Genomic DNA, 26,268 nt, shown 5'->3' on the forward strand with positions numbered 1-26,268 from the left:
CTTACAAATAGGAAATGGCGTATTGCACAGTGCCGACAACTGTCCCGGCGGTTGCTCCACCGTTCGGGCTAAAATACTGCACGGCAAAGTCGTGCTCACCGGACGTATTTCCGGCCGCAACGGTGATTCCTGCAACTGGAGTTCCAGTACGCAAATCAATCGGCGTAGTGCCCGCGCTATCGGTCAGCAGTTGTAATTCAACATTTTGCGCTGTACCCGTATTAGCCAGGTTTCCACGCTCGGTCATATTATTTGCAACGAAGACGGTTTTAATATCCAACGCATTAGAATCAACAGTACAACCAGTAACGCCGAGGGTGAATGTTGTCAGGCCTGCTGAAGATGCTGCCGCCGCGAGATCGCTTTTCGCAACCGACGGCAGTAATACTACCGGCCGTGCATTTACACCGTTAACCGTGACCTCGCAAGTTTGTTCGGTCACTTCGCCTTTAAAGGTGATGGTATTTGCTGAATCAGCATACGCTATCTGCGCTAACAATAACGCAAGGCCACCAGCTGCAAATATGTAACTGGTATGAGGATTATTGATTTTCATATTGTCTGTCCTTAATTAATAAATACATCGGTATCGTAATAAATAATTCAATAGTCCCTCTCCGCTAAGAGCGGAGTATTTATTGAGGGATACAGCGACGCCAGTAATGTCTTATGACTCCGTAGGATTAACCCTACGATGATTGCTAGTTTAAGAATAATCCCAGAGATTAAAACCTTTGTTTTCTCAAATCATATTAGGTCGGTCTTAAATAAGATCTAAATCTCGATGCTTTCGATGCAAATCATTGTTTATATTAAATTTTATCTACAGGCGTAATTTCCCTAAGAAAAATTTTCTTAACCCGAATTAAACACGATAAAGACCATATTCATCACAGGTTAATGCAGCCATAGCCAACCTTTTGACCGTTTAGTCTTAAAGTTAACCTTCGTTATTACCCGTGTTCGTACTGGTGTTAACATAACTTGCCCGGGTTAATTCAACCTGGCAAAGTAGCACATAATTTTAAGATGAGAGGAATGTTTAACCGAGATAACGTTATATTTTCCTCATAAATTGAAGCGTCAATGCAGTCTACTCAACGTTGTCTTCGGTGTAAAAATAAATTGCCACCCCCTAATGTAAAGAAATGAAAATACAATCTTATTCATAGAAAAGTATGAGTGAAGTCGGCAAAGGAAAAACCATAGTTATGATCATCACAGAAATGTAATGTGAGAAAAAAACAACACATCTAACCCTTACTACGCTCAAACTTGCGACGCAGCAGACCTTGAATATGCCTGATAATTCAAGAGAGCAAGTGTGTCTCTTGCACACAAATAGCAAACTTTTAAACCTGCGAATACATTATTTCGCGATGTGAATATCCACGAAGATGACGCTAAATACGTCATTGATAATCTGAGCGTTTTATTAAATGGAGTTGTACAAGCAATAACAATCAAGCACTAAATACGACTCATTCTCACATGTTTTTTATAAACATGAGAACGAATGATGATAGCTAATACAAGTAAAGATAGGGGTAATGACTTATGGCCTCACAATATGACTTTACTGTCACCCTGCACGATCTTGCTTTTATTCTTAAGCAGATCAAAATATCCGAAGCGGCAACTAACCCAGACGGGAGCGTTAATGCTGAAATGCTTCGGGAATTAGTCTCCAGCCCACTCTTGCCCTATGGACTTCGCACGGTAGATGGCTCATGGAATAACCTTTTACCAGGTCAGGAGTTATACGGTTCTGCCGATCAGACAATGCCGAGATTAACCGCATTAAACTGGCAGGATGCGGATCAAATGACCAGTTATATCCAAATTGGTGGCACTGTTATTGATGCCGACCCACGAATAATAAGCAATTTAATTTCAGACCAGACGACCTCAAACCCGGCCGCGCTGGAGGCTTTTAACGCATTAAAAGATGCGCCCGGTGGCGGGACTGTTACTGGGGATGGCAGCTTATCCATTCCCAATCAGTCTCCCGATATCGGTCTCTCCCCTGCTTTTAACGGCTGGATGACCTTCTTTGGCCAGTTTTTCGACCATGGTCTGGATCTGATTCCGAAAGGAGGCAACGGTATCGTTTTCATTCCGCTCCAGCCCGATGACCCTTTATATGTTGAAGGGTCGTCGACAAACTTTATGCTATTAACCCGGGCAACGGTGGATGAAAATCGAGAGACAGTAAACCTGACGACCCCCTTCATCGACCAAAACCAAACCTACACCTCCCATCCTTCACATCAAATTTTCATCCGCGAATACGTCATTATTGATGGGAAACCTGAGCCTACCGGGAATTTATTGGGTGGTGCGAACGGTGGACTGGCGACCTGGGCCGACGTTAAAAACCAGGCTGAAACCCTGCTTGGCATTAAACTTACCGATCAGGACGTGTTTAATGTTCCCCTGCTGGCAACGGATCGCTACGGTAATTTGATTTTAAGTGAAAACGGAAAGGTACAGATTGTTACCACCGGGGGGCTGGTTGAAGCCAACGGAGGCCTGTTACCCGCGGAGACGTTCCGCACCGGTCATGCGTTTCTGGATGACATCGCTCATACTGCCGTGCCAAAAGCTGGTCTGCTGGCAGATGATGACAGCGCCATCGGCGGAGAAGGACCGCAACCGGCAGGAACCTATGATAACGAACTGCTCGATCGCCACTTTATCACCGGTGACGGGCGCGGGAACGAAAATATAGGTTTAACTGCGGTGCACGCCGTTTTTCACAGCGAGCATAACCGCCTGGTTGAGCAGTATAAAACCACTCTGCTGGAAACCGGCGATATCGACCTCATTAATCAGTGGTTGATGCCCAACCACCAAATCACGGAATTACCTGCCGATACCAATACTCTGGTATGGAACGGTGAGTACTTATTCCAGGCAGGCCGCTTCTCCACGGAAATGCAATATCAGCACCTCGTATTCGAGGAGTTTGCCCGTACCGTACAACCTGCCGTCGATCCGTTTGTCTTCTCCAACACGGCGGATATTAACCCGCTGATCTTTGCAGAGTTTGCGCATGTTGTTTACCGTTTTGGGCATTCAATGCTGACAGAAACCGTGGCGCGTACCGACATTGATATGCAAAGCGGTGATATTGACCTGATTTCAGCATTCCTGAATCCGGTAGCATTTAATCAAATCAACGGGGCCACCGTCACGGACGATCAGGCTATCGGCGCAATAGTGCGTGGTATGACGCGTCAGGTGGGTAACGAAATTGATGAATTTATTACCGATGCTCTGCGTAATAATCTCATCGGCCTGCCCCTCGATTTAGGCGCGCTTAATATAGCCCGTGGCCGTGACACCGCAATGCCGACGCTGAACCAGGCCCGCGAGCAGTTTTTTGCTTTAAGCGGCGATAGCCAACTAAAGCCTTATACCAGTTGGGCTGACTTCACTACCTACCTGAAAAATCCCGCTTCAATCATTAACTTTATGGCCGCCTATGGCCAGCACGAACTGATCCTTAACGCTACCAGCCTTGAAGGTAAGCGCGCAGCGGTTAACTTCCTGTTATTTGGTGATGCTAACAATTCCCCGCCTGCGGATGCGATGGATTTCTTTAACAGTACCGGAGCGTGGGCAACCAAAGAGACCGGTCTGAATATGGTCGATTTCTGGATTGGCGGGCTGGCTGAGCGCAAAAATGAATTTGGCGGCATGCTCGGCTCAACCTTCAACTTCGTCTTTGAAACACAAATGGAAATGCTTCAGGACGGTGATCGTTTCTACTATCTGAGCCGCGTTCAGGGGCTGAACTTACTCAATGAACTGGAGGCCAACTCGTTTTCCGCGCTGGTAATGCGTAACAGCGATCTTGGTGATGAGGGTTCCTCCCACCTGCCCGCTAATCTGTTCCAGACTCCGGACCATATTTTTGAAGTGAACCGCGTGCTGCAAACGGAAATCGACCCGAAATGGGGTAATCCGCTGAAAGATCTACTCTCGCCGTTGTTGGTGCGTCGCGACCCAGGGGTGGATGTTGACGGCGATAGTTTTGCCGATGGTGGGTATCTGAAATATACCGGCGATGGGCATGTGGTGCTTGGTGGGACGGCAGGCAACGATACGTTAATCGGCGGTAAAGGGATCGACAGCCTGTGGGGCGATGGCGGAGATGACCGACTGGACGGCGGTGACGAAGCAGATGTGGTCCACGGCGGTGACGGTGATGACATTATTACCGATACCGGAACGCCTGTTGGTGATGCGGACTTCCTGCATGGCGATGCCGGACATGACGTTATCTTTTCCGGTAACGGAAACGATCTGGTCTTTGGTGGCAGCGGCAGCGACTTCGTGGTGGTCGGCGAAGATGCGCAGGAGGTCTTCTCGGGTCAGGATAACGACTTTGCGCTTGGCGGCTCGGGTGGTGATTTCCTGATGGGCAACGAAGGCAATGACTGGCTGGAAGGCGGCGACGGGTTTGACACGCTGGCGGGTGACAACTCTGAGTTGTTCTTCAACAGTACCATTATCGGTCACGATGTCCTCAACGGTCAGGGTAACGACACCGACTACGATGGCGAAGCCGGTGACGACATCATGGTTCAGGGCGCGGGGATCCAGCGCAATAATGGCATGGCCGGTTTCGACTGGGCTATCCATAAAGGCGACCCAAATGGCGCTAACTCTGACCTTGGGATCCCTATTTTCGTCAACCAGCAGGAGTTTATTCTACGCGACCGTTTTGATCTTGTTGAAGGGCTGTCGGGCTGGAAACACGACGATATCCTGATCGGAACAGAACAGCCGATAGGTACTGCGCCTGTTCAGGGCGTTCCCCTCTCTAACAACCTGACCCAGGAAGGTGCGGACCGGATCAACGGTCTACAGGCTATTCTCGGCGTAGAGCGTTCTACAAATCCGGACGCGGTGCTACTGAACCCTGATGATGGTAGCGATATTTTACTCGGTGGTGGTGGTAGCGACCGCATCATGGGTAAAGCTGGTAACGATATCATTGATGGTGATGCGTGGCTCAACGTTCGTATTGCCGTTACGGGTATGGCGGGACTCACCAGCGCCGAAGGTATGGCCGAACTGAAATCGTACATGCTGGCCGGCACGCTGAAACCGAATCAACTGTCGATTGTGCGCGAAATTCTGCATGAAGGTAACGGCACGGAAACTGACGTCGCGGTGTACCGTGATGTCAGCAGCAACTATGTCTTTACCCGTATGGCGGACGGTAGCCTGCGCGTCGATCACGCTACGCCGGATGCCGCGCTGAACCTCAATGATGGCATCGATCGTCTGTTGAACATCGAAAAACTGGAGTTTGGCGATGGGAAGCAGCTGTGGGTGACGGGGCAACAAGCGACGGGCGATCTGACCATCAGCAATCCTAATCCTTCGGTGGGTGACCTGCTGCGCGTCAACGTGGCGAACTTGCTGGATGGTAACGGGCTGGCGGCGGATGTGGCCATCACTATGACCTGGCAGGCATTCGTCAACGGCCAATGGCGAGATCAGGCAACAGGCGTTGAGTTCAGAGTGCCTGGCGCTATTCAGGGCGCACCGTTGCGTGTGGTCGCCAGTTTTAACGACCGCATGGGTGACGCTGAAACCCTGGTGTCGGCACAAACTCAGGCAATCCTCCCGCGCAATCAGGTCACGACCGGTATGCCGGTAATTAACGACCTCACCCCAACTGAAAGCCTGACGCTGACAGCGGTGGTTTCAGGCATTTCTGACGCTGATGGTCTGAGCGGCGGTAATTTCACTTATCAATGGAGAATGAGTTCGCCAACCGGATTCGTCAACATTAACGGTGCGACATCCGCTACCTATACGCCGGGCCAGGCTATGGTCGGCAGAACGTTGCAGGTGGTCGTTACCGTCGTCGACGATGAAGGCAACCCCCCTGTTGTCCTGACGTCGACCACCACCCAGCCTGTGGGCGATCTGATTGTTGGTACCAACGGGGCTAACACCCTCGTCGGTACTGCCTGGAGCGATATCCTGCGCGGTGAAGGCGGTAATGACACCTTACTTGGCGGTGCAGGTGACGATCTGCTCATCGGCGGTGCTGGAAACGACAGCCTCTCTGGTCAGGCGGGACAAGATATTCTGCAAGGTGATGCCGGTAACGACACGCTTGATGGCGGGCTTGGTGCCGACAGTATGACCGGCGGCGCGGGCGATGATACCTACATCGTTGATGATTTCGGTGATGTGGTTATCGAAGGTGTGAATGGCGGCACGGACGTTGTCCGAACCAGCCTCAGCAGCTACGACCTCACCGATAACGTGGAAGAACTGGTATTTACCGGCAACGGCAGTTTTATCGGTACCGGTAATGCCATTGCAAATACCATCACGGGCGGTTCTGGTAACGACTATCTGTTTGGTATGGGCGGTAACGACCAGTTGTTTGGTGGTATCGGGAATGACTTCCTCGATGGCGGAGATGGCGCTGATAACCTGCAAGGTGGTGTTGGCAACGATGTCATGATTGGCGGTGCGGGCGCGGATACCCTCTCCGGCGGTAGTGGGGACGATATTCTCAATGGTCAGGAAGGTAACGACATTCTGGACGGTGGTACCGGGAGCGACATCTTCGCCTTTGGGGCCAACTTTGGGCAGGACCGAATTACCGGTTTTGACAGTAACCCCAACGGCGGGCAGGACTTCCTTGATCTCGTCTTGTTAGGTATCAACGCGGGTAATTTTGCCAGCAGCGTGTCTATCACCGGAAACAATGGCAACACCATTGTGACTATCGGTACAGACACCATCACATTGGTGGGCGTCAATTCGACCACCGTGAATATTGGTGACTTTTATCTGGAAATGCCCACTACCCTTGCCAGCAACAATGGCAATAGTTCATTGATCGTATAAGGAGAAGACTATGTCGCGCCAGCATACGCCAACAGAACTGAATGATGCATTAAAGGGAACGAAACCCACTTTTCTGATGCTGCTGTTTTTTAGTTGTGTGATTAATATGCTTATGCTGGCGCCGGCAATTTATATGCTACAGGTTTACGATCGTGTGCTGGTCAGTAAAAATACCACCACGCTGTTAATGTTAACCTTATTGATTGTCGGCTTGTACATCGTTATTGCCATGATTGAATCTGCCCGCGCGCAGGTTATGGTCAGGCTTGGCAACAGGCTGGATATAAAGCTAAGTCAGCTGGTCTTTAACGCAGCCTTTAAAAGAAAGATGGTTACCGGTGATAACAACCCGGCGCAATCTTTAGCCGAACTGGATCAGATCCGTCAGTTTCTTTCCGGGAATAGTCTGTTCGCCTTACTGGATATTCCCTGGACGCCGATATATCTGTTCATCGCCTTTTTGGTCCATCCCCTGCTGGGATATCTTTCTCTCGGCGGAATAACATTATTATTTATTCTGACGCTGGTATCTGAAATCTCTACCAAGCGTCCGATTCAGCAAGCGCACGCCTTAACCATTAACAATGCCAGCAAACTGAATAAACAGCTGCAAAACGCCGATGCCATTGAAGCGATGGGGATGCTTTCGACCCTGAAGTCCAACTGGCAGGAGCAACATAACAAAGTGCTGGCGCTACAAACACAGATTGCCGACAAAACGGCCGGGTTAAGCAGTCTCAGCCGCTTTGTGCGGGTATTGCTGCAGTCGATTGCGCTGGGCGCCGGGGCTTTACTGGTGATCGGCGGCCATATTACCCCGGGCTTGATGATTGCCGCCTCGATCATTCTTGGCCGCGTCCTCAACCCGGTAGAACAAGTCATTGGCAGCTGGAAGCAGTTCGTGCAGTTTCGTAGCGCGTGGCATCAGCTCTCAACCTTGCTGAAGGAGTATCCGGCGCCGAAAGAGGTACTGACCCTGCCGCGTCCGAATGGCAACATCAGCGTCGAAAGCGTCTTCGCTGCAGCCCCCGGCCAGCCTTCTCCGCTACTGCGTAATATCTCATTCCAGCTGGAGCAAGGTGAAGTGCTGGGAATTATCGGCCCTTCAGCCTCAGGAAAAACCTCGCTGGCAAAGGTTCTGGTTGGTGTCTGGAAACCGTTATCAGGGAAAGTCAGATTAGATGGCGCAGATATATGCCAGTGGGATAAAGCGCTGCTGGGCCCGTCTATTGGCTATCTGCCGCAGGATGTGGAACTGTTTGACGGTACCATCGCACAAAACATTGCCCGCTTCGCGCAGAATGACAGTGAGCTTATCGTCGCCGCCGCATTACTGGCAGGCGTTCATGAGATGATCCTGCGCTTGCCGCAAGGTTATGACACTCTGCTGGGCGCAGGTGGATACCAGCTCTCCGGTGGGCAGCGACAGCGCATCGGGCTGGCGCGCGCCGTGTATAACAATCCTGCGTTTATCGTGCTTGATGAACCGAATGCCAATCTTGACGACGCGGGCGAATTTGCACTCGTTAAAGCCATCAATGCTCTGCGTACCCAGGGACAAACCACAGTCATTATCTCACACCGCCCGACGCTGCTCGGCGTGGTCAATAAGGTTTTGCTGCTTAACGATGGCGTTATACAGGAGTTTGGTACCCGCGATCAGGTTTTTGCCCATTTGCGTCAGGCCAACGTACTGAAACCGGTGGCTACGCCTTCTCCATCCACGACTGAACAGCAACGTGAGGCTTGATGATGAAAAAGAACCCCCACAACACGGCCTCTGCTGGCGTAGATACCAATATCTGGTCGCCGATTATCCGGGGCGTGATCGTCATTGTGCTTGGTGTCGGTAGTTTTATCCTCTGGGCAGTGCAAGCTCCGTTAGATGCGGGCGTGGTCGCCGATGGTACGGTTACCGTATCGAGTAACCGCAAAACCATTCAGCATCTGAGCGGCGGTCGGGTAACCGATATCTTTATCAAAGAAGGCGACTTCGTTAAGAAAAATCAGGTCCTCGTCCGGTTGGATAAAATGCAGCTTGAAATGCGTTTCAGCGCGTTGAATGCCCAGTATATTTCTGCAAAAAGTATCGAAGATCGCCTGTTAGCAGAACGCGATGACCTGGATGTGATCCGCTTTAATACTACGCTGACGCAGCAATTCTCTGGCAATAAACGGCTATCAGAAGTCAGAAATCTGCAGGCTAAACTTTTCGATACCCGTCGCAAAACGATTCAGGATGAACTGTCGATGATTCAGGAGACGCTCGATGGTCTGGTTGGACAGACGGATAATCTCAATAAAATAAAAGGTTATCGCGACCACCAGTTTTCTCTGATTAACCGGGAGTTAGGGGCTATTCGGGCGCTGAGCGAAAAAAACTATTATCCCAAAGCACAATTACTGGTGCTGGAGCGCGAGGCAGCAGAAATATCTGGCAGCGTTTCAGAAGATATTCTTAACATTGCCAAACTGAAATCGCAGCAGAACGAATTAAAAATTAAAGCCTACCAGGTGCGTCATCAGTATTTACGTGAAGTTGAGTCTGAACTGACGGAAAACCAAAAAGAAGTGGCAATGCTGGAGGATGAATTGGTATCAACGCGTCATGAACTGGATAACACCGAGATCCGCTCACCGATTAACGGTATTGTGCTGGATGTTAAAGTCAGTACCGTGGGCGGCGTCATTCAGCCCGGAGAACATTTGATGGATATCGTCGCCGCCGGACAACCGATGCAAATTGATGCCAAAATACCCGTACATGCCATTGATAAACTGGTCCCCGGTTTAACCGTTGATGTGCTGTTCCCTGCCCTTAACCATGCGCTGTTACCTTCGGTTCCGGCCCAGGTTCTGACTATCTCTGCGGACCGTTTAATTGATGAAGCCACTCAGCAGCCTTACTACCTTGCGGAAGTACAGGTTTCAGCAGAGGGCGCGCGTTTGCTGGGCGATTACAAAATTAAAGCGGGAATGCCCGCCAGCGTGACGATCAAGACCGGTGAACGAACCCTGATGAGCTACCTGTTTAAACCGTTGATTGCCCGTCTGGAACTGGCTTTTAAAGAGTATTGAATCATCCATTGCCGGTATGACGTACGGCTTGTCGCGCCATACCGCTTTCTGCCGTTGCTGGCAGCTTTGCTTTCTTGTAACCTTCTTCCCGTCTCACTACTGACAAAATCTGGAACCACTGAACTGGACTTCATATGAATGCTCATAATTCTAAAGACCCTTTACATGGCGTGACGCTAGAAATGCAGGTCAATGCCCTGGTTGAACGTTATGGTTGGGCTGAGCTGGCGCAACGCATTAATATCAACTGCTTTAAAAATGAACCGAGCGTTAAATCCAGTTTGAAGTTTCTGCGCCGTACGCCGTGGGCACGGGCAGAAGTAGAAGCACTGTACCTGGACTCTCTACATGACCAGGCCTCAAATAACACTCCCGAACCGGCCTTCGATCCCTGGGCTAACAGCCGCAATAAGAAGAAATAAGAGCAAAATCAGATGGCAGCATCCGGTTTCTTTTCAGGAAATTATCAGAAAAAACTGGCGAAGATTATCGCCCGTTTTCGTGCCAGACTACCGCTGACCAACATGAAATGGTTTGCTGTACTTGTGGGCAGTATGTTGTTACTTGGCAGCTGTTCTTCACAACCGCCCGGCTCCAGAATTACGCCACAGCCTCCGGTGAGTAAACCGCAGCAAAGCAAGGACCCGGTGCGTGGTATCTGGCTGGCAACGGTTTCGCGTCTGGACTGGCCGCCGATTTCATCTGTCAACATCAGTTCGCCTGCCGCTCGCATCAGCCAGCAGCAAAAAGCGCTGACGGATAAGCTGGACAACCTGAAACGACTTGGTATTAACACCGTTTTTTTCCAGGTGAAACCTGATGCCACCGCGTTGTGGCAGTCTAAAATCTTGCCATGGTCAGATACCCTGACCGGTAGGATTGGTCAGGATCCGGGTTACGATCCGCTGCAGTTTATGCTCGATGAAGCGCATAAGCGCGGCATGAAAGTTCATGCCTGGCTTAACCCCTATCGCGTGTCTGTAAACACCAAACCTTCGACGGTCACTGAATTAAACAGCACGCTGTCACAAACACCGTCCAGTGTATACGTCCTGCATCGGGACTGGATCCGCACCGCGGGCGAGCGTTTTGTGTTAGACCCCGGTATTCCCGAAGTGCGTGACTGGATAACCAGCATCGTGGCGGAAGTGGTTGAGAATTACCCTGTTGACGGTGTGCAGTTTGATGATTACTTCTATACCGAGTCTCCCGGCTCTGCGCTCAATGACAGCCAGACGTTCAGAAGATACGGCCAGGGATTCGCTTCCAAAGCTGACTGGCGCCGAGATAACACGCAACGGCTGATTGCCCAGGTATCACGGACTATCAAGAAACTCAAGCCTGAGGTTGAATTCGGTGTCAGCCCTGCGGGCGTATGGCGCAACCGTTCGCACGATCCAGCGGGCTCCGACACGCGCGGTGCGGCAGCGTATGATGAGTCTTATGCCGACACCCGCCGTTGGGTGCAACAAGGCTTGCTGGATTACATCGCACCGCAACTCTACTGGCCTTTTGCCCGCGACGCAGCGCGCTACGATGTACTGGCAAAATGGTGGGCAGATGTAGTGAAATCAACCAACACTCGCCTCTACATTGGTGTAGCGCTGTATAAAGTCGGTGAACCATCGAGAAAAGAGCCAGACTGGACGGTCAAAGGCGGTGTGCCGGAACTGAAAAAGCAGCTCGATTTAAACGAGACCGAACCGTACATTAACGGCACGATCCTGTTTCGCGAAGATTACCTTAATCAACCGCAAACGCAGGAAGCTGTGACCTATATTCGCAATCGTTGGGGACGTTAATGGTTGTTCTGAGCGGGAAGCCTGAGCCAGACGCTCACGTAGCGGGTAAATTTCCCCACAAAAATTCCGGCGAACATGCCGCCAGTAATGATAGCCAGGGCGCTCATTGCGGGTTGACGTAAAACGTCGGGGGAAATGGCGTTAAGTACGCCAAGTACGTACTTAACGCCGAATGCCATCAGCATAAATGGCAATGCGGAATAATCTGCCGGACGGTGAATACTCCGTGGTGCGCTACTGCGGCTCAAACGACCGGGGTTAATTAATATGTAGCCAATGATTGCGCCGCTGAGGATACCTATCGCCCACTGAATATACGTAATGAGGGTCGGGTCGCGATAAGTGATTAAATCGTAGATATCCCAGACTAAAAAAATAGCGGGGATCAGCGCCAGCTTTTCCAGCGTGACAGTGGCAGGTGTTCTGGCTTTAATCCCTCGATACAGTAGAAAGGCAAACAGCAGATACACCCAAACTGGCGTGTTTTTCAGCATATTCACGACAAATTCAGCCATAACGTTGCCTCGCTCAGATTTAATTCTTCGCTAAGTGTAGCGGCTGTCTCTGCATCACAGGGACATTAACCGGCGGACATTATCATTAATCTGTTTCTGTATCGTATTCAGCGTAGTTTGTGTTATCTGATCGGCGTATTTGTCTTTGGCTGTAACGCTTAACGCTGTTGCATGGTGGCAGATCTTGTCGATTATAGCGTTCACATGCTCAGCTGATAGCTCAGCTTCCTGTACGCCAAGCTGCTGCAGGTGCTTTCTTTCGATATCCAGCGCTTCTCCCAGCACGTCCATTTGATGATACCCGCCGGGTCCTTCGCACCAGGTCACGTCGTAAGCCGGAGCCAAAGTCCAGTTTCCTGCGGCTGACATTAAATAGGCAAAGTTTTTGGGATGGTCATCGCGGTTGTTAAATGCCACGTTGAAAACCACGCGTTCGAACGCTTTCGCTTTTTCTCTGACATCATTGGTACAAATCTGTGTGGCGCGCAGAAAATCCCGGTAATCTAAAGCACCGGGTATCTGGTAATTTGCACCGGTAAATGCCGCCAGGCTCTGCATAGGAATACGGACCGACTGGTCACGGTCGAAACGGCGGGTAGCAAATGCCGCCTGCCCGTCAGGCAGATTAAAATACGCGGTATCAGGCGTAGTGATCCCGCATTGCCGCAAACATTCAGCATACACCGCTTCGATGGCACATACCTCAGCATGCTCATGCCTGGCAGGAAATTTAATCAACCAGCTTTCGCTCTCCGGGAGGGGCGCAGTGGTGAACTTTGACGTGACACTGTCACGATAAAGTAACGCTTTTGGCCTGGCCCCTTGCGGTGAACCGCCCATCTGGAGCAGTTTTTGCAAGAATTCCCCGCCTTCGCCGCTCAGGACTTCCTGAACCTCAGATGCCAGTTGTTCGAGAGGAACATCCTCTTTTGAAAGCGTCTCGACATCTGACTGAACGGGCCGGAACGTCATGGCGCCCATTGCGTTATTGCCGACCCAAGTTAACCTCTCCAGAGGTCCTATGCGCGCTGCGTTGAGTCCACGGCGTTTAAATAAACGATCCATCAACAGCATACCCCAACCATCAGGTAGCGAATCGTACACGGGGCCTGGTAATCCCAACTGATGAGCCGGGAAATCCCTGCGTAAACGAGGACCGTTCAGCGGTAACCTTAACCGGGACAGCTCCAGCCCCTTACGTATAGCGTCTTCACTGTATTCAAAGGCGATCAACGGGCGTCCGGTCAGGGCTGAGGAAGACACCAGTTTTCCCCACAACCATTTTTCACCCCAGCCTTCATAAAAGACATCGACTTGCTCAGGCATCAGTATTTTTCCTTTTCACCCGCTGGCGTGCCGCGCTCTTCTCGTAACGCAAAATATCATCCAGACTGTCGATCCTGGGTTTGAATAAGCCCTCCAGCGCGTCACCATAGCCTAACACCATCGCGACTTTGACCAGATTCTCAAATCCTACATTTTTACCGGCCTCCAGATTCGAAACGGTATTCACACCGACACCTGAACGCGCGGCAACATCTGCCTGCGTCATTTGCTGCGCGAGCCGTTCCTTACGCAATCTGTCGCAAAGTAGTTTGACGATATCGGCTGCTGTATTGAGCGTTAAATCCATAATATTGGCTCTTATTGGAATAAAAACGACTTTACACCCAATATTATAGAGTTAAGAGGAGAATGATTCAAAGTTTTGTAAGACACAATAAAGAGGAGTTAAATCAATTAATCATGGTTAAGCACCATTATACTGGAATTATCCGGGCACAAGATCTGTACCCGGATAGGATGTGGTTATCAGGCAACGGAAGGCTCAGGTAATCTGAAAGAAGAGACCAGCAATGCCAGCTGTTCCGCCTCCTCTTTCAGCGCCTGCGTCCGTGCTGCGGCATCATCAATTAACGAGGCATTCTGCTGAACGGTGCTGTCCATTTCGGTAACGGCGAGCGTAACTTCGGAAACACCTTTACGCTGTTCTTCACCCGCAACGCGTATTTCCCCCATCAACTGGCGTACCTGACGCACATTGCTGACCAGTTCTCCCAGACGTTCGCCGGCAGTGTGAATTTGCTGACTTCCGCTACCAACATGAGAAACGGATTCATCAATCAACGCTTTAATTTCCTGGGCGGCGGTGGCACTGCGCTGAGCCAGCGTGCGCACTTCGGAGGCCACGACGGCAAACCCTCTGCCAGCATCACCCGCTCTGGCGGCTTCAACCGCGGCATTCAGGGCGAGAATATTGGTCTGGAACGCAATGCTGTCGATGACTGCGACAATTTCCACCATTCTGCCGGATGAGGCGCTGACATTATCCATCGTAGAGATAACGCCTTGCATCACATCACCGCAACGGTTGGCCGTTTGCGCTGTGTTATCGGATAGCTCATCCGCCAACTGTGTATTACTGGCGTTTTGATGAACGGTCGCATTTAACTGCTCCATAGCCGCTGAACTCTCTTCCAGCGCAGCGGCCTGCTGCGTTACGCGAGATGAAAGCTCCATATTACTGTCAGCCAGGCTAACGGCGTTATTCGCCACCACTGTGCTACTGCTTCTGACGGTGATCAGGATGGCCGAGATTTTATCGACGAACAGGTTAAACGCCTCGGCGATAGCCGAAATCTCATCTTTGCCGCGAACATCCAGACGACGGGTAAGATCACCTTCTCCCTGCGCGATGTCATCAAGAGCCTGACGAGTATCATCGAGACGTGAAATTAGTCGACGAACCACCAGCCATGATCCCACCAGCAACAGCGTCATGATAGGGATCAATACCTCCAGAACGTCCTGCATCATCACTTTGGCAAGACCGACAATACGTGATTCTGGTGTCACAAGCCCTACGACCCAGCCGGTATCTGGCATCGGGAACAGCATGACCTGTGACGCTGTATTCAGGACGAGATCATTTTCCAGCGTTATGGTCTTCACCCCATCTGTCGGGCGCAAAGATTTCAGACCGTTCTGCACCGGGATAAGCCACTGCGCGCTTTGCGCCAGATCGTTAATGGTTTTATGTTTGGCCAGGTCGGCCTGCGGGAAATAGAGAATTTGTCCCTGCTTGTCTACCACAAACGCGTAACCGCCAGTACTGTTGCCCTGCTGCTGCATGAAAGTTGCGACGTTATCCAGACGGATATCGGTGGTAGCGACACCGGCAAACTTGCCCGCCTGCTGATAAGGCACGCTGCATGTCACCATGTTGACGCCTGAACTGGCATCCTGGTAAACATCAGACCATTGGCAGTTGTTTTGTGATTGCCCTTTGGCGTGCTGATACCAGCTTTCATTGTGGTATCCGCTTGATCCTTCGACGTTATAATCGTTGGAATAGACAAGCTTTCCTTCGGCATTACGCGCCCAGAAAAAGCTTCTTTTCTCCACACCTGCGGTGAAGGCGTCTGGTTCTGGCCAGATGCCGCCGCCGGTAATAATCGAGTCTTTACCTTCACCAATCAGATGCGGAACGACGCTTTGATACAGAGATTCATCGTTAGGCAACACTTCAGCCAGTCGCGACATGCTGACTGTCTCACCTTCAATTCGGGACAATACGGTACTCAACTGACGGGTTAAACCTTGCCCTGTTTCTTCGATCAGGGCGGTGTTGATTTCAACGACGCGCGGCTGACCACGCCAGAGCATAATCACCACGATAACAATAGTCGTTACTGCAAGCAGCAGAATGCCGCCGATGGTTAAACGCGTTGAAATACGAGTAGGATACCAGGCCATACAAACTCCTTCTGCAAAAGGCTAACTTTTATCCAGTATCGGCACAGGCGTTTATATCTTTATAAAGATTTCTTAAGTATTGCAAAAGAAAAAAGTGACAATGTCACAAATAACAAAACCCAGCACTTTGGCTGGGTTTTAATAACGGCTTAATTTTATTTAGATAATTCTTTTTTGATTTCGTCTTTTATTTTACTTAATTCGCTCTGCGGATGTTTCTTACAAAGTTCAACGGTCAGAGGAACTGCAGTCGTAACGGTTTCGTTATAGTCTACGTAATCGCCACCTTTGAAATCTTCGTCTTCATTGAGCACCCAGAAGGCCACCGGAGCCATAGTTTGTGGGTTCAAATCAATAAACTCCTGACAGTTCATGCCTTTCGGAGTCACTTCAGTTTTAGCGTTATCTGTTGCTGCATTGACGCTGACACTGGTTAACAGCGCTGCGACCAGAATACCTGCTGTAGAAAGGGAGAATTTATTCATTGTAGTACTCCATGTATAATATAAATAATATCTACACTTGCGCTTAACACCGTTAATGTAGCTCGTGAAAAATAATACCCTTATAGTCATAAGAATAAAGATTGGTGTTATTGATATGGCTGAAATTTATATTTTCAATTACTGATTCTTATGTCTTAGGGATAAATATTGCTCACAATGTGATCGTTCCGACGAAATCAGCAGATTCATACCCCGCTTCCTCTGCCGTTGCACCAAAACTGAACTACGCTGCACAAATGTTGATCATTAGTTAACGAATTTGAGCGGAGTTTTAACAAAAACAGCCAGCATGCCGCTGTTAGCAGCTTGGCACGCGTCCTGCATTGTTAATTCGCTAACAGTGAGCCGTAATCTGACAGACAAGTAACAGCGAGAAGGTAATGACAGCCAAACCAGAGTTATTTACCCGCATAGAGCAAACCTTTAGCCAGCTGACGCCCAGCGAAAAGCGCGTGGCTGGGTGGCTGTTAGCCCATGCTGTGCAGATCCCATTTGAAACCGCGGATGGCATCGCTAAAGCGACCGGAACCAGCGGCATTACCGTCGGACGTTATCTGCGTAAACTGGGCTTTCGTAACCTGGAGGATGCAAAAGCCAGTCTGCGTGAGCTGCCTGTAGTTCCTTATCAGCCCTGGGGAATGAATGAACGACTGGATTCCTGGCACCAGCAACAAAGCCTGCCAGATCGGGCGCACCAGTCGCTGTTACTGGAAATCGACGCCATTACCCACGTCTACCAACTTGCTCAGGGTGAGACTTTTCTACGCATTGCACAGCAGTTGGCGCATGCGGAAGCCGTGTACATCCTCGGGATCCAGTCCACCCGTGGGATCGCTAACGCCTTTTTTAGTCACCTGGAATATCTGCGACCTAAAGTCAGCTACTCCGAAGGTCTTTCCGGCAGTTGGGTAGAGTCGCTGAACTCGGGATTCAGCAAGCCTTACGTGGTTATTACCGATATGCGCGCCTACTCCGCTATTTCGCGACAATATTGCCGTGTCGCCACTGAACGCTGCATTCCGCTGGCGCTAATTACCGATGTGTGGTGCCCATGGGCCAGGGATTATTCCATTGATTTGCTTCAGGTAAAAACCGACACCGGACATTTCTGGGACTCACTGGCACCGGTGAGCTGTCTGTTCAACTTATTACTTTCTGCGGTGGTGGCGCAACTGGGTGACGCCCTCGCAGGACGCCTGCAAACTAATCGCCAGTTACAACAACAATTTGGTCAATTCGAACAATAAACAGGAAACGTGCTATGTCAGAACTCCCAGAACTGGTCGATCTGTCGGTGATATTTCCGTCGCTGCATATCGATCTTAAATACGCTACTGCCGACAACATTACCGGCGCACCTATCTACAGGGAAGCGCGTTGCCTGTTGCACACCGAGGCGGTAACCGCGCTGGCAAAAAGCATCAGCATTGCGCAACTGGCGGGCTTGTCGCTGGTGGTGTACGACGCGTATCGCCCCCAGCAGGCGCAGGCGATACTGTGGAATGCCTGTCCCGACCCGCAATATGTTGTCGATGTTGCCATTGGTTCCAATCACAGTCGGGGTACGGCCATTGACGTCACGTTGATGGACGATCGCGGCCATCTCCTTGATATGGGGGCCGGTTTTGATGAAATGCACGACCGTTCCCATGCCTGGCATCCGTCTGTTCCTCCGGCAGCGCAGCGTAACCGCCTGCTGCTCAATGCCATTATGTTTGGTGGTGGTTTTGTCGGTATTAACAGCGAATGGTGGCATTTTGAATTACCTGATGCCGCCCGTTACCCGCTGCTTGACGATCAAATAGATTGTTACACTGTCACGTCTATAACAACACAACATCCCCTTTAATTCTGGAGCCTGGTTATGAAGACTACACCTGCGTTAAACGCTTTTTTCCGCCCCGCTCTGATAGCCGTTGCGTTAGCGGTAGCCCTGCCTGCCGCGCAGGCTGCCGTTCCCAAAGATATGTTAGTGATTGGTAAAGCCGCCGATCCGCAGACGCTCGATCCCGCTGTGACCATAGATAACAATGACTGGACGGTCACCTATCCCTCTTACCAGCGGTTGGTTCAGTACAAAACAGATGGTGGTAAAGGTTCCACGGAAGTTGAAGGCGATTTAGCCAGCGGCTGGAAAGCCTCGGACGACCAGAAAGAGTGGACGTTTACCCTGAAAAACGATGCCAAATTCGCCGACGGAACACCGGTGACGGCTGATGCGGTAAAGCAATCCTTCGAACGATTGCTCAAGATTGGTCAGGGACCTGCGGAGGCTTTCCCGAAAGATCTGAAGGTTGAGGCCATTGATAACACCACGGTGAAGTTTACCCTCAGCCAGCCGTTTGCTCCGTTTCTGTATACGCTGGCAAATGACGGTGCCTCAATCATTAACCCGGCCATCTTAAAAGAGCATGCCGCAGACGATGCCCGCGGATTCCTGGCACAGAACACGGCAGGCTCTGGTCCCTTCATGCTGAAGAGTTGGCAAAAGGGACAACAACTGGTGCTGGTGCCTAACCCGCATTATGCCGGTACAAAACCGACGTTTAAGCGCGTCTCAGTCAAAATCATTGGTGAAAGCGCCTCCCGTCGCCTGCAACTGTCCCGTGGCGATATCGACATTGCCGATGCGCTTCCTGTTGACCAGCTTGCTGCTTTAAAACAGGAAGGCAAAGTGAACGTGGCGGATTATCCCTCATTGCGCGTGACTTATCTGTATCTCAACAACAGTAAGGCCCCGCTCAATCAGGTGGATTTACGCCGCGCTATCTCGTGGGCCACCGATTATAAAGGCATGGTCAACGGGATCCTGAGCGGCAATGGAAAGCAAATGCGTGGCCCAATCCCCGAAGGCATGTGGGGTTTTGACGATAAGGCCATGCAGTACAGCTTCGATGAAGCCAAAGCCAAAGCAGCGTGGGACAAAGTTGCCACCAAACCTGAAAGCCTGAGCTTCCTGTACTCAGATAATGATCCAAACTGGGAACCTATCGCGCTCGCTACCCAGGCAAGCCTTGGCAAACTGGGCATTAAGGTGAAGCTGGAAAAACTGGCGAACGCCACCATGCGTGACCGCGTGGGCAAAGGCGATTACGACATTGCCATTGGCAACTGGAGTCCGGATTTTGCCGACCCGTACATGTTTATGAACTACTGGTTTGAGTCAGATAAGAAAGGCTTGCCGGGTAACCGTTCGTTCTATGAAAACAGTGAGGTCGATAAGCTGCTACGTAGCGCGCTGGCTACGACCGATCAGGTGGCCAGAACCAATGACTACCAGCAGGCGCAAACCATCGTGATTGATGAAGCGGCCTACGTCTATTTATTCCAGAAAAACTATCAGTTGGCGATGAACAAAGACGTCAAAGGATTTGTATTCAACCCCATGCTGGAACAGGTCTTCAATATCTCCACCATGAGTAAATAAGCCACGTTTACGCGGAGCCGCTCTGGCTCCGCAAGGGGAAGCTAATGACGTTCTGGAGTATTTTGCGCCAGCGATGCTGGGGACTTATTCTGGTGGTTATCGGTGTTTGCGTAATCACCTTTATTATTTCACATCTGATACCTGGCGACCCCGCACGGCTGCTGGCGGGCGACCGCGCCAGCGATGAAATTGTCGAAAATATTCGCCAACAGCTGGGGCTGAATCAACCGCTGTATGTCCAGTTTTTTCGCTATGTCAGCGACATTTTTCACGGCGATTTAGGCACCTCCATTCGCACCGGGCGTCCGGTACTGGATGAACTGCGCATTTTCTTCCCCGCTACCCTTGAGCTGGCTTTCTGCTCTTTGTTGCTGGCGCTGGTGATAGGTATCCCGCTGGGTATTTTATCTGCGGTCTGGCGTAACCGCTGGCTTGATCACCTTGTTCGGCTAATGGCAATTACCGGTATCTCCACGCCAGCATTCTGGCTGGGGCTGGGGGTTATCGTGCTGTTTTACGGTCATCTGCAAATTTTACCCGGCGGTGGACGTTTAGACGACTGGCTGGATCCACCTGCTCACGTCACCGGGTTCTACCTGATTGATGCACTGCTGGAAGGCAACGGCGAAGTCTTTTTCAATGCGCTTCAGCACCTGATTTTGCCGTCGCTGACACTGGCTTTTGTACATCTTGGGATCGTTGCCCGCCAGATTCGTTCCGCCATGCTGGAGCAACTGAGTGAAGATTACATTCGTACCGCCCGCGCCAGCGGGTTACCGGGCTGGTACATCGTGCTGTGCTATGCATTGCCTAACGCTCTCATCCCATCAATCACCGTCCTCGGTCTGGCGCTGGGCGATCTGCTCTACGGTGCGGTATTGACCGAAACGGTCTTTGCCTGGCCAGGCATGGGCGCTTGGGTGGTGACCTCAATTCAGGCACTCGACTTCCCGGCGGTAATGGGATTTGCCGTGGTGGTCTCGTTCGCCTATGTGCTGGTCAACCTGGTGGTGGATTTGCTCTATTTGTGGGTAGATCCTCGAATTGGACGTGGAGGTGCTGAATGATGCTCACACAAGAAATGCCGACCGCCCCTCAGACAGCACGCCGCCGCACGGACTGGGCCAAACTGTTCTGGATGATGAAAAGTAGCCCGCTGACGCTGGTTGGCGGGGTCATCATCGTATTGATACTGCTGCTGATGGTGCTGTCGCCGTGGATAACGCCACACGATCCTAATGCCATCAATTTGAGTGCGCGCCTGCTGCCCCCGTCAGCCGCTCACTGGTTTGGTACCGATGAAGTCGGTCGCGATCTGTTCAGTCGCGTTCTGGTAGGAAGTCAGCAGTCGGTCGTTGCGGGTCTGGTGGTGGTGGGTATCGCCGGGGGATTGGGATCACTGCTGGGCTGCTTGTCGGGTGTCATGGGCGGGCGCGCCGACGCGATAATTATGCGGATGATGGACATTATGCTGTCCATTCCTTCGCTGGTGCTGACGATGGCGTTGGCCGCCGCGCTGGGCCCCAGCCTGTTTAACGCCATGCTGGCGATTGCCATCGTCCGTATCCCTTTCTATGTGCGCCTCGCACGCGGTCAGACGTTAGTGGTGCGTCAGTTCACCTATGTACAGGCGGCGCGCACTTACGGGGCTTCACGCTGGCATCTGATTAGCTGGCACATTTTACGCAATTCGCTGCCCCCGCTCATCGTGCAGGCCTCGCTGGATATCGGCAGTGCGATCCTGATGGCCGCCACGCTCGGGTTTATTGGTCTGGGCGCACAGCAGCCGAGCGCTGAATGGGGCGCGATGGTCGCAATTGGCCGCAATTATGTGCTTGATCAGTGGTGGTATTGCGCTTTTCCCGGCGCGGCCATTCTGATTACCGCCGTGGGCTTTAATCTCTTTGGCGATGGTATTCGCGATCTGCTTGATCCGAAAGCCGGAGGAAAACAGTCATGACACAACCCGTACTGGAAATCGAAGATTTACATCTGAGTTTCCCCGGCTATAAAGCTGATGTGCATGCGCTGAACCATGTATCACTGCACATCAACCGTGGAGAAATCGTTGGTGTGGTGGGTGAATCCGGTTCCGGTAAGTCCGTGACCGCCATGCTCACCATGCGTCTGCTTCCGGAGGGAAGCTATCGTATTCACCAGGGACGCGTTTCACTGCTGGGTGAAGATGTGCTCAACGCCAGTGAGAAACAAATGCGCCAATGGCGCGGCGCACGCGTCGCGATGATCTTTCAGGAGCCCATGACGGCACTGAATCCGACCCGGCGTATCGGCCAGCAAATGGTGGAGGTAATCCGCCATCACCAGGCGTTAAGCCGCACGGATGCCCGTCATAAAGCCGTCGCTCTACTCGAAGAGATGCAAATCCCGGACGCGCCGGAGGTCATGAAACGATTTCCGTTTGAGCTTTCCGGCGGGATGCGCCAACGCGTGATGATTGCGCTGGCCTTTTCGTGCGAGCCAGAGCTTATTATTGCCGATGAACCGACCACCGCGCTGGACGTCACGGTGCAACTGCAGGTGCTGCGTTTGCTGAAGTTAAAAGCACGGGCCAGCGGAACAGCCGTGTTATTTATCAGTCATGATATGGCGGTGGTTTCACAGTTATGCGACCGGTTGTACGTCATGTATGCCGGGAGCGTGATTGAGAGTGGCCCGACGCAAACCGTTATTCAACGTCCGACGCATCCCTATTCCATCGGCTTGCTGAAATGCGCGCCGGAACACGGCGAACCACGCGCATTGTTACCTGCGATCCCCGGCACCGTACCGAACCTAACCTGCTTACCTGCCGGATGCGCATTTCGTGAGCGCTGTTTTGCCGCTGGTCCTCGTTGTGAAGAAACGCCTGCGTTAAGTAGTCAGGGAGGCGTAGATCAACAATCTGCCTGCTGGTATCCACAACTGGAGACAACACATGTCTGATTTTTTTCTGGCGCTGCAGGATGTTCATGTCAACTTTCCTGCGCGTAAAAACTGGCTTGGCAAGGTTACGGAACGGGTGCATGCGCTCAACGGTCTGGATTTACAGATTCGCCAGGGTGAAACGCTGGGGATTGTTGGCGAATCCGGTTGTGGAAAAAGTACGCTGGCGCAACTGCTGATGGGCATGCTGAAACCCAGCCAGGGAAGCTATTCTCGCCGTGGTGATAAACAGCATAACGGTATGCAAATGGTCTTTCAGGACCCTCTTTCATCGCTGGATCCTCGCTTACCGGTGTGGCGCACGATCACTGAGCCGGTATGGATCCAAAAACGAAGTCCGGAACGTGAGCGCCGCATGCTTGCTGAAGATTTAGCCCAACAGGTAGGCATCCGCCCGGAATATCTCGACCGTCTGCCGCATGCGTTTTCAGGTGGACAACGCCAGCGTATTGCCATCGCCCGGGCGCTATCGTCAGAGCCGGATGTTATCGTCCTCGATGAGCCCACTTCAGCACTGGATATCTCTGTGCAGGCGCAAATTCTCAATCTTCTGGTGTCACTTCAGGCGCGCAGAAATCTGACCTACGTATTGATATCGCATAACGTGTCGGTGGTCCGCCATATGAGCGACCGTGTGGCGGTGATGTACCTCGGGCAAATTGTTGAGCTGGGCGATGCGCAGCGGGTTCTCACTCAACCTGCCCATCCTTACACGCGATTATTGCTGGACTCTGTCCCTAAAACGGGCGCGCCGCTGGCGGAAGATTTGGTGTTGCGGAAAACAGAACTCCCGGGGAATCGAACCCTGCCACAGGGCTGTTTTTTTCGTGACAGATGTCCGTTAGCGACCCGCGGTTGTGAGAAGAAACAGGCATTACTGAAAAGTGATACCGGATGTGACGTTCGCTGCTGGCGGGCGGTTACATGACCTGAGCCGTAGTGAAAAGTCAGGTGCGATACGCCTTTTTCAGTGAATCCACCAGCACCTCGGAAGCAGTAGATAATTTATGATGTGCCGAACGCAAAACCCCGATCCGACGCTGGATCACTGGAGTATCCAGATCGATACAGGTTGCGCCTAACTCTGTCATTTGCGTGCGGCATAGTGCAGGTACGGCGCTACCGCCCAGACCGTTAGCCACCAGACGGCCAACGGTTACTAATTGATGGCTCTCCAGCGCTACTTCCAGCGTATGTCCGCTTTGCACCAGTTGTTCTTCCAGCATCAGCCGCACGGCTGACGGACGTTGCAAGGTGATGAAATCCAGCGTCAGCAGTTCGCGCCATGCAATACGATCCCTGTCTGCCAGCCGACAGGTTGGCGGCACAATCGCGATAAAACGATCCACGCCGAGCGGCGTGAAATGCAGATGTCCCGAATAGTCCGGCTCGAAGGCTATGCCCATCTCGACCCGCCCTTCACTGACCATTTCAATCACGTGTTCATTGATCACATCATGAACCGTTACGTTGATACCAGAATAAGAATCACGAAACGTTTTCAGTACCGATGGCAGGACGTTAGCGGCAAATGAGGGCATGGCGGCGATCGAGATTTTACCGCGCTGTAGCGTAAAGCGTTGGCGCATGGCTTCTTCCGTATTCTCCCAGTCCGCCAGCAGCTGTCTCCCCATATTCAGCAGCGTTTCTCCCTCCTGCGTCAGAGTCACTTTGCGGGTGGTTCTCAACAGTAACGCCCCTCCCAGCGAATCTTCCAGTCCTTTAATCGCCAGGCTTAATGCGGGTTGCGACATGTTCAGTCTTTCACTGGCATGAGCAAAATTCAGAGTGTGAGCTACCGCTAAAAACGCGCGTAACTGTTTGATGCTCATTCCCATTTCGCATTCCTTTAACTTGTTGAATACCTTTAATTAACATTAAATTGATAAAAAAACCCAATGAGTGAGTCACAAATTTAAAATTAACAAATCATTTTTCACCCCCAATGATGTCGGCAAGGACAACTGGGGAGGCAAGTGTATGGCTGGACTGGATAAACGTGTTGCCACTTATCAAGAGGCGCTGGAAGGACTGACCGACAACATGACGCTGCTGGCGGGCGGTTTTGGTTTATGTGGGATCCCTGAAAACCTGATTACCGAAGTACGCCGTCGAGAAGTACAGGGACTTACCGTTGTATCAAACAACTGTGGCGTGGATGACTTTGGCCTTGGCGTACTGCTGGAAACGCGCCAGGTGCGCAAAGTGGTCGCGTCCTATGTAGGGGAAAACGCCCTGTTTGAGAAGCAGGTGCTTAGCGGCGAACTGGAAGCCATCCTGACGCCACAGGGTACGCTGGCAGAGCAGTTGCGCGCGGGCGGCGCGGGGATCCCGGCATTTTTTACCGCGACTGGATATGGAACCCCCGTAGCGGAAGGGAAAGAGGTTCGCGAGTTTGCCGGACGCCCTTACATCCTTGAACAGGCGATAACCGGTGATTTTGCATTGGTTAAAGGCTGGAAAGCCGACTGGTACGGCAACGTCATCTATCGCCACACCGCACAGAACTTTAATCCGCTGATGGCCGCCGCCGGGCGCATTACCGTCGTGGAAGTCGAAGAGATTGTCCCTCCCGGAGAACTGGACCCTGCAGCGATTCACACTCCCGGAATTTTCGTTAACCGCATTATTCAGGGGCAGTTTGAAAAACGTATTGAACAACGCACCCTGCGCCAGAAAGGAGCCTGACCATGTTAACGCGTGAACAAATGGCGATGCGCGTCGCCCGCGAGCTGCGCGACGGTTATTACGTCAACCTTGGGATCGGCATTCCCACTCTGGTGGCAAATTATATCCCTGATGGCATGGACGTGATGCTGCAATCAGAGAATGGTTTGCTGGGTATGGGGCCGTTTCCCACAGAAGACGAAATTGATGCCGACATGATTAACGCCGGGAAACAGACCGTGACGGCGCGCAAAGGCGCGGCGATTTTCGACTCTGCGCAATCCTTCGCCATGATCCGCGGCGGCCACGTTGATCTGACGGTGCTCGGTGCGTTTGAAGTCGATGTTAACGGCAATATCGCCTCATGGATGATCCCCGGAAAAATGGTGAAAGGCATGGGCGGCGCGATGGACCTGGTTGCCGGAGCCGACAACATCATCGTGGTAATGACCCATGCTTCCAAAAGCGGTGAGTCCAAACTGCTTCCCGCCTGCACCCTGCCGTTGACCGGCGTGGCCTGCATCAAACGCGTGCTTACCGACCTGGCTCTGCTGGAAATTGCCGACGGGGCGTTCATTCTGCGTGAACGCGCCCCGGGTATCAGTGTGGATGAAATCGTCGCCAGAACCGCCGGCAAGCTGATCGTGCCCGAAACTGTCCCCGAAATGCAATTTAACTGAGGAGCT

21 protein-coding genes are annotated in these 26,268 nt (G+C 51.7%); 14 read left to right on the top strand and 7 right to left on the bottom strand.

Features of this window, described 5'->3' with window-relative positions; all coding sequences use genetic code 11:
- Position 1: 1 nt before the first annotated feature.
- A complete protein-coding gene (locus WC1_RS12835; RefSeq protein ID WP_016150243.1) occupies positions 2–556 on the bottom strand; it encodes a fimbrial protein in 555 nt (184 codons plus the stop codon).
- A 1,001-nt stretch (positions 557–1,557) separates the two neighbouring features.
- Between WC1_RS12835 and WC1_RS12830 the strand changes: the two genes are divergently transcribed.
- The 5 genes from WC1_RS12830 to WC1_RS12810 all read left to right on the top strand — a co-directional run bounded on the left by WC1_RS12830 (position 1,558) and on the right by WC1_RS12810 (position 11,768).
- Positions 1,558–6,888 carry a peroxidase family protein gene (locus WC1_RS12830; RefSeq protein ID WP_016150244.1) on the top strand — a complete coding sequence of 1,777 codons (5,331 nt, stop codon included), beginning with the start codon at positions 1,558–1,560 and terminating at the stop codon, positions 6,886–6,888.
- A gap of 10 nt (positions 6,889–6,898) precedes the next feature.
- The gene (locus tag WC1_RS12825) at positions 6,899–8,638 is read left to right on the top strand and encodes a type I secretion system permease/ATPase (RefSeq protein ID WP_016150245.1); all 1,740 of its coding nucleotides are present in this window, start codon (positions 6,899–6,901) and stop codon (positions 8,636–8,638) included.
- On the top strand, positions 8,638–9,966 hold the full coding sequence (locus WC1_RS12820; protein WP_170926215.1) for an HlyD family type I secretion periplasmic adaptor subunit: 1,329 nt from the start codon (positions 8,638–8,640) through the stop codon (positions 9,964–9,966). The genes WC1_RS12825 and WC1_RS12820 overlap by 1 nt, the downstream gene beginning before the upstream one ends.
- Positions 9,967–10,100: 134 nt before the next feature.
- Positions 10,101–10,388 (top strand): VF530 family protein, encoded by a 288-nt coding sequence (locus tag WC1_RS12815; protein WP_003019974.1) that lies wholly within the window; start codon positions 10,101–10,103, stop codon positions 10,386–10,388.
- A 12-nt stretch (positions 10,389–10,400) separates the two neighbouring features.
- The gene (locus WC1_RS12810; RefSeq protein WP_016150247.1) at positions 10,401–11,768 is read left to right on the top strand and encodes a glycoside hydrolase family 10-like protein; all 1,368 of its coding nucleotides are present in this window, start codon (positions 10,401–10,403) and stop codon (positions 11,766–11,768) included.
- Here WC1_RS12810 and WC1_RS12805 read toward each other — a convergent pair.
- From WC1_RS12805 to hdeB, 5 genes are all read right to left on the bottom strand, one after another.
- Positions 11,765–12,283 (bottom strand): hypothetical protein, encoded by a 519-nt coding sequence (locus tag WC1_RS12805; protein WP_003836260.1) that lies wholly within the window; start codon positions 12,281–12,283, stop codon positions 11,765–11,767. The two genes, WC1_RS12810 and WC1_RS12805, sit on opposite strands and share 4 nt — an antisense overlap.
- A gap of 54 nt (positions 12,284–12,337) precedes the next feature.
- Positions 12,338–13,609, bottom strand: coding sequence for a type II toxin-antitoxin system HipA family toxin (locus WC1_RS12800; protein ID WP_016150248.1), 1,272 nt, complete (start codon positions 13,607–13,609; stop codon positions 12,338–12,340).
- Positions 13,602–13,916 (bottom strand): helix-turn-helix domain-containing protein, encoded by a 315-nt coding sequence (locus WC1_RS12795; protein WP_003836258.1) that lies wholly within the window; start codon positions 13,914–13,916, stop codon positions 13,602–13,604. The genes WC1_RS12800 and WC1_RS12795 overlap by 8 nt, the downstream gene beginning before the upstream one ends.
- 179 nt (positions 13,917–14,095) lie before the next feature.
- Complete coding sequence (locus tag WC1_RS12790; RefSeq protein ID WP_003843677.1) at positions 14,096–16,039, bottom strand: methyl-accepting chemotaxis protein; 1,944 nt, start codon at positions 16,037–16,039, stop codon at positions 14,096–14,098.
- Positions 16,040–16,194: 155 nt separating this feature from the next.
- Entirely contained in the window at positions 16,195–16,524 is a 330-nt protein-coding gene (hdeB, locus tag WC1_RS12785) for an acid-activated periplasmic chaperone HdeB (RefSeq protein WP_003019999.1), read from the bottom strand.
- A gap of 401 nt (positions 16,525–16,925) precedes the next feature.
- Here hdeB and WC1_RS12780 point away from each other — a divergent pair, with 401 nt between their 5' ends.
- Genes WC1_RS12780 through WC1_RS12750 form a run of 7 tightly spaced genes read left to right on the top strand, consistent with a single transcriptional unit; the run spans position 16,926 to position 23,843 of the window.
- The gene (locus WC1_RS12780) at positions 16,926–17,792 is read left to right on the top strand and encodes a MurR/RpiR family transcriptional regulator (protein ID WP_003843679.1); all 867 of its coding nucleotides are present in this window, start codon (positions 16,926–16,928) and stop codon (positions 17,790–17,792) included.
- A 14-nt stretch (positions 17,793–17,806) separates the two neighbouring features.
- Positions 17,807–18,394 carry a D-alanyl-D-alanine dipeptidase gene (gene ddpX / locus WC1_RS12775; RefSeq protein WP_003020004.1) on the top strand — a complete coding sequence of 196 codons (588 nt, stop codon included), beginning with the start codon at positions 17,807–17,809 and terminating at the stop codon, positions 18,392–18,394.
- Between the two features lie 15 nt (positions 18,395–18,409).
- Complete coding sequence (locus tag WC1_RS12770; protein WP_003843680.1) at positions 18,410–19,972, top strand: ABC transporter substrate-binding protein; 1,563 nt, start codon at positions 18,410–18,412, stop codon at positions 19,970–19,972.
- Between the two features lie 44 nt (positions 19,973–20,016).
- A complete protein-coding gene (locus WC1_RS12765; protein WP_003020008.1) occupies positions 20,017–21,039 on the top strand; it encodes an ABC transporter permease in 1,023 nt (340 codons plus the stop codon).
- Complete coding sequence (ddpC, locus tag WC1_RS12760) at positions 21,036–21,932, top strand: D,D-dipeptide ABC transporter permease (RefSeq protein ID WP_003843682.1); 897 nt, start codon at positions 21,036–21,038, stop codon at positions 21,930–21,932. Before WC1_RS12765 ends, ddpC begins: the two co-directional genes overlap by 4 nt.
- Positions 21,929–22,915: an ABC transporter ATP-binding protein gene (locus tag WC1_RS12755; protein ID WP_003020012.1), complete on the top strand. Its 987-nt coding sequence runs from the start codon at positions 21,929–21,931 to the stop codon at positions 22,913–22,915. Before ddpC ends, WC1_RS12755 begins: the two co-directional genes overlap by 4 nt.
- A complete protein-coding gene (locus WC1_RS12750) occupies positions 22,908–23,843 on the top strand; it encodes an ABC transporter ATP-binding protein (protein ID WP_016150249.1) in 936 nt (311 codons plus the stop codon). Before WC1_RS12755 ends, WC1_RS12750 begins: the two co-directional genes overlap by 8 nt.
- 19 nt (positions 23,844–23,862) lie before the next feature.
- On the opposite strand, the gene WC1_RS12745 is transcribed toward WC1_RS12750, so the two are convergent.
- A complete protein-coding gene (locus WC1_RS12745; RefSeq protein WP_003020016.1) occupies positions 23,863–24,753 on the bottom strand; it encodes a LysR family transcriptional regulator in 891 nt (296 codons plus the stop codon).
- A 142-nt stretch (positions 24,754–24,895) separates the two neighbouring features.
- Between WC1_RS12745 and WC1_RS12740 the strand changes: the two genes are divergently transcribed.
- Complete coding sequence (locus WC1_RS12740; RefSeq protein WP_016150250.1) at positions 24,896–25,603, top strand: CoA transferase subunit A; 708 nt, start codon at positions 24,896–24,898, stop codon at positions 25,601–25,603.
- Positions 25,604–25,605: 2 nt separating this feature from the next.
- Positions 25,606–26,262, top strand: a complete 657-nt coding sequence (locus WC1_RS12735) for a CoA transferase subunit B (protein WP_003020022.1) — start codon at positions 25,606–25,608, stop codon at positions 26,260–26,262.
- The last annotated feature ends 6 nt before the right edge of the window (positions 26,263–26,268 follow it).

The organism is Citrobacter sp. KTE30, from assembly GCF_000398825.1.
Lineage (GTDB): Bacteria > Pseudomonadota > Gammaproteobacteria > Enterobacterales > Enterobacteriaceae > Citrobacter > Citrobacter freundii.

Excerpts from the sequence above, each read along its gene's own strand:
- WC1_RS12780 (WP_003843679.1), top strand. The coding sequence starts at position 16,926 with ATGACAGCCAAACCAGAGTTATTTACCCGCATAGAGCAAACCTTTAGC.
- WC1_RS12770 (WP_003843680.1), top strand. The coding sequence starts at position 18,410 with ATGAAGACTACACCTGCGTTAAACGCTTTTTTCCGCCCCGCTCTGATA.
- WC1_RS12745 (WP_003020016.1), bottom strand. The coding sequence starts at position 24,753 with ATGGGAATGAGCATCAAACAGTTACGCGCGTTTTTAGCGGTAGCTCAC.
- WC1_RS12835 (WP_016150243.1), bottom strand. The coding sequence starts at position 556 with ATGAAAATCAATAATCCTCATACCAGTTACATATTTGCAGCTGGTGGC.
- ddpC (WP_003843682.1), top strand. The coding sequence starts at position 21,036 with ATGATGCTCACACAAGAAATGCCGACCGCCCCTCAGACAGCACGCCGC.
- ddpX (WP_003020004.1), top strand. The coding sequence starts at position 17,807 with ATGTCAGAACTCCCAGAACTGGTCGATCTGTCGGTGATATTTCCGTCG.
- WC1_RS12805 (WP_003836260.1), bottom strand. The coding sequence starts at position 12,283 with ATGGCTGAATTTGTCGTGAATATGCTGAAAAACACGCCAGTTTGGGTG.
- WC1_RS12825 (WP_016150245.1), top strand. The coding sequence starts at position 6,899 with ATGTCGCGCCAGCATACGCCAACAGAACTGAATGATGCATTAAAGGGA.
- WC1_RS12800 (WP_016150248.1), bottom strand. The coding sequence starts at position 13,609 with ATGCCTGAGCAAGTCGATGTCTTTTATGAAGGCTGGGGTGAAAAATGG.
- WC1_RS12735 (WP_003020022.1), top strand. The coding sequence starts at position 25,606 with ATGTTAACGCGTGAACAAATGGCGATGCGCGTCGCCCGCGAGCTGCGC.
- WC1_RS12740 (WP_016150250.1), top strand. The coding sequence starts at position 24,896 with ATGGCTGGACTGGATAAACGTGTTGCCACTTATCAAGAGGCGCTGGAA.
- WC1_RS12790 (WP_003843677.1), bottom strand. The coding sequence starts at position 16,039 with ATGGCCTGGTATCCTACTCGTATTTCAACGCGTTTAACCATCGGCGGC.
- WC1_RS12765 (WP_003020008.1), top strand. The coding sequence starts at position 20,017 with ATGACGTTCTGGAGTATTTTGCGCCAGCGATGCTGGGGACTTATTCTG.
- hdeB (WP_003019999.1), bottom strand. The coding sequence starts at position 16,524 with ATGAATAAATTCTCCCTTTCTACAGCAGGTATTCTGGTCGCAGCGCTG.
- WC1_RS12815 (WP_003019974.1), top strand. The coding sequence starts at position 10,101 with ATGAATGCTCATAATTCTAAAGACCCTTTACATGGCGTGACGCTAGAA.
- WC1_RS12750 (WP_016150249.1), top strand. The coding sequence starts at position 22,908 with ATGTCTGATTTTTTTCTGGCGCTGCAGGATGTTCATGTCAACTTTCCT.
- WC1_RS12830 (WP_016150244.1), top strand. The coding sequence starts at position 1,558 with ATGGCCTCACAATATGACTTTACTGTCACCCTGCACGATCTTGCTTTT.
- WC1_RS12820 (WP_170926215.1), top strand. The coding sequence starts at position 8,638 with ATGATGAAAAAGAACCCCCACAACACGGCCTCTGCTGGCGTAGATACC.
- WC1_RS12755 (WP_003020012.1), top strand. The coding sequence starts at position 21,929 with ATGACACAACCCGTACTGGAAATCGAAGATTTACATCTGAGTTTCCCC.
- WC1_RS12810 (WP_016150247.1), top strand. The coding sequence starts at position 10,401 with ATGGCAGCATCCGGTTTCTTTTCAGGAAATTATCAGAAAAAACTGGCG.
- WC1_RS12795 (WP_003836258.1), bottom strand. The coding sequence starts at position 13,916 with ATGGATTTAACGCTCAATACAGCAGCCGATATCGTCAAACTACTTTGC.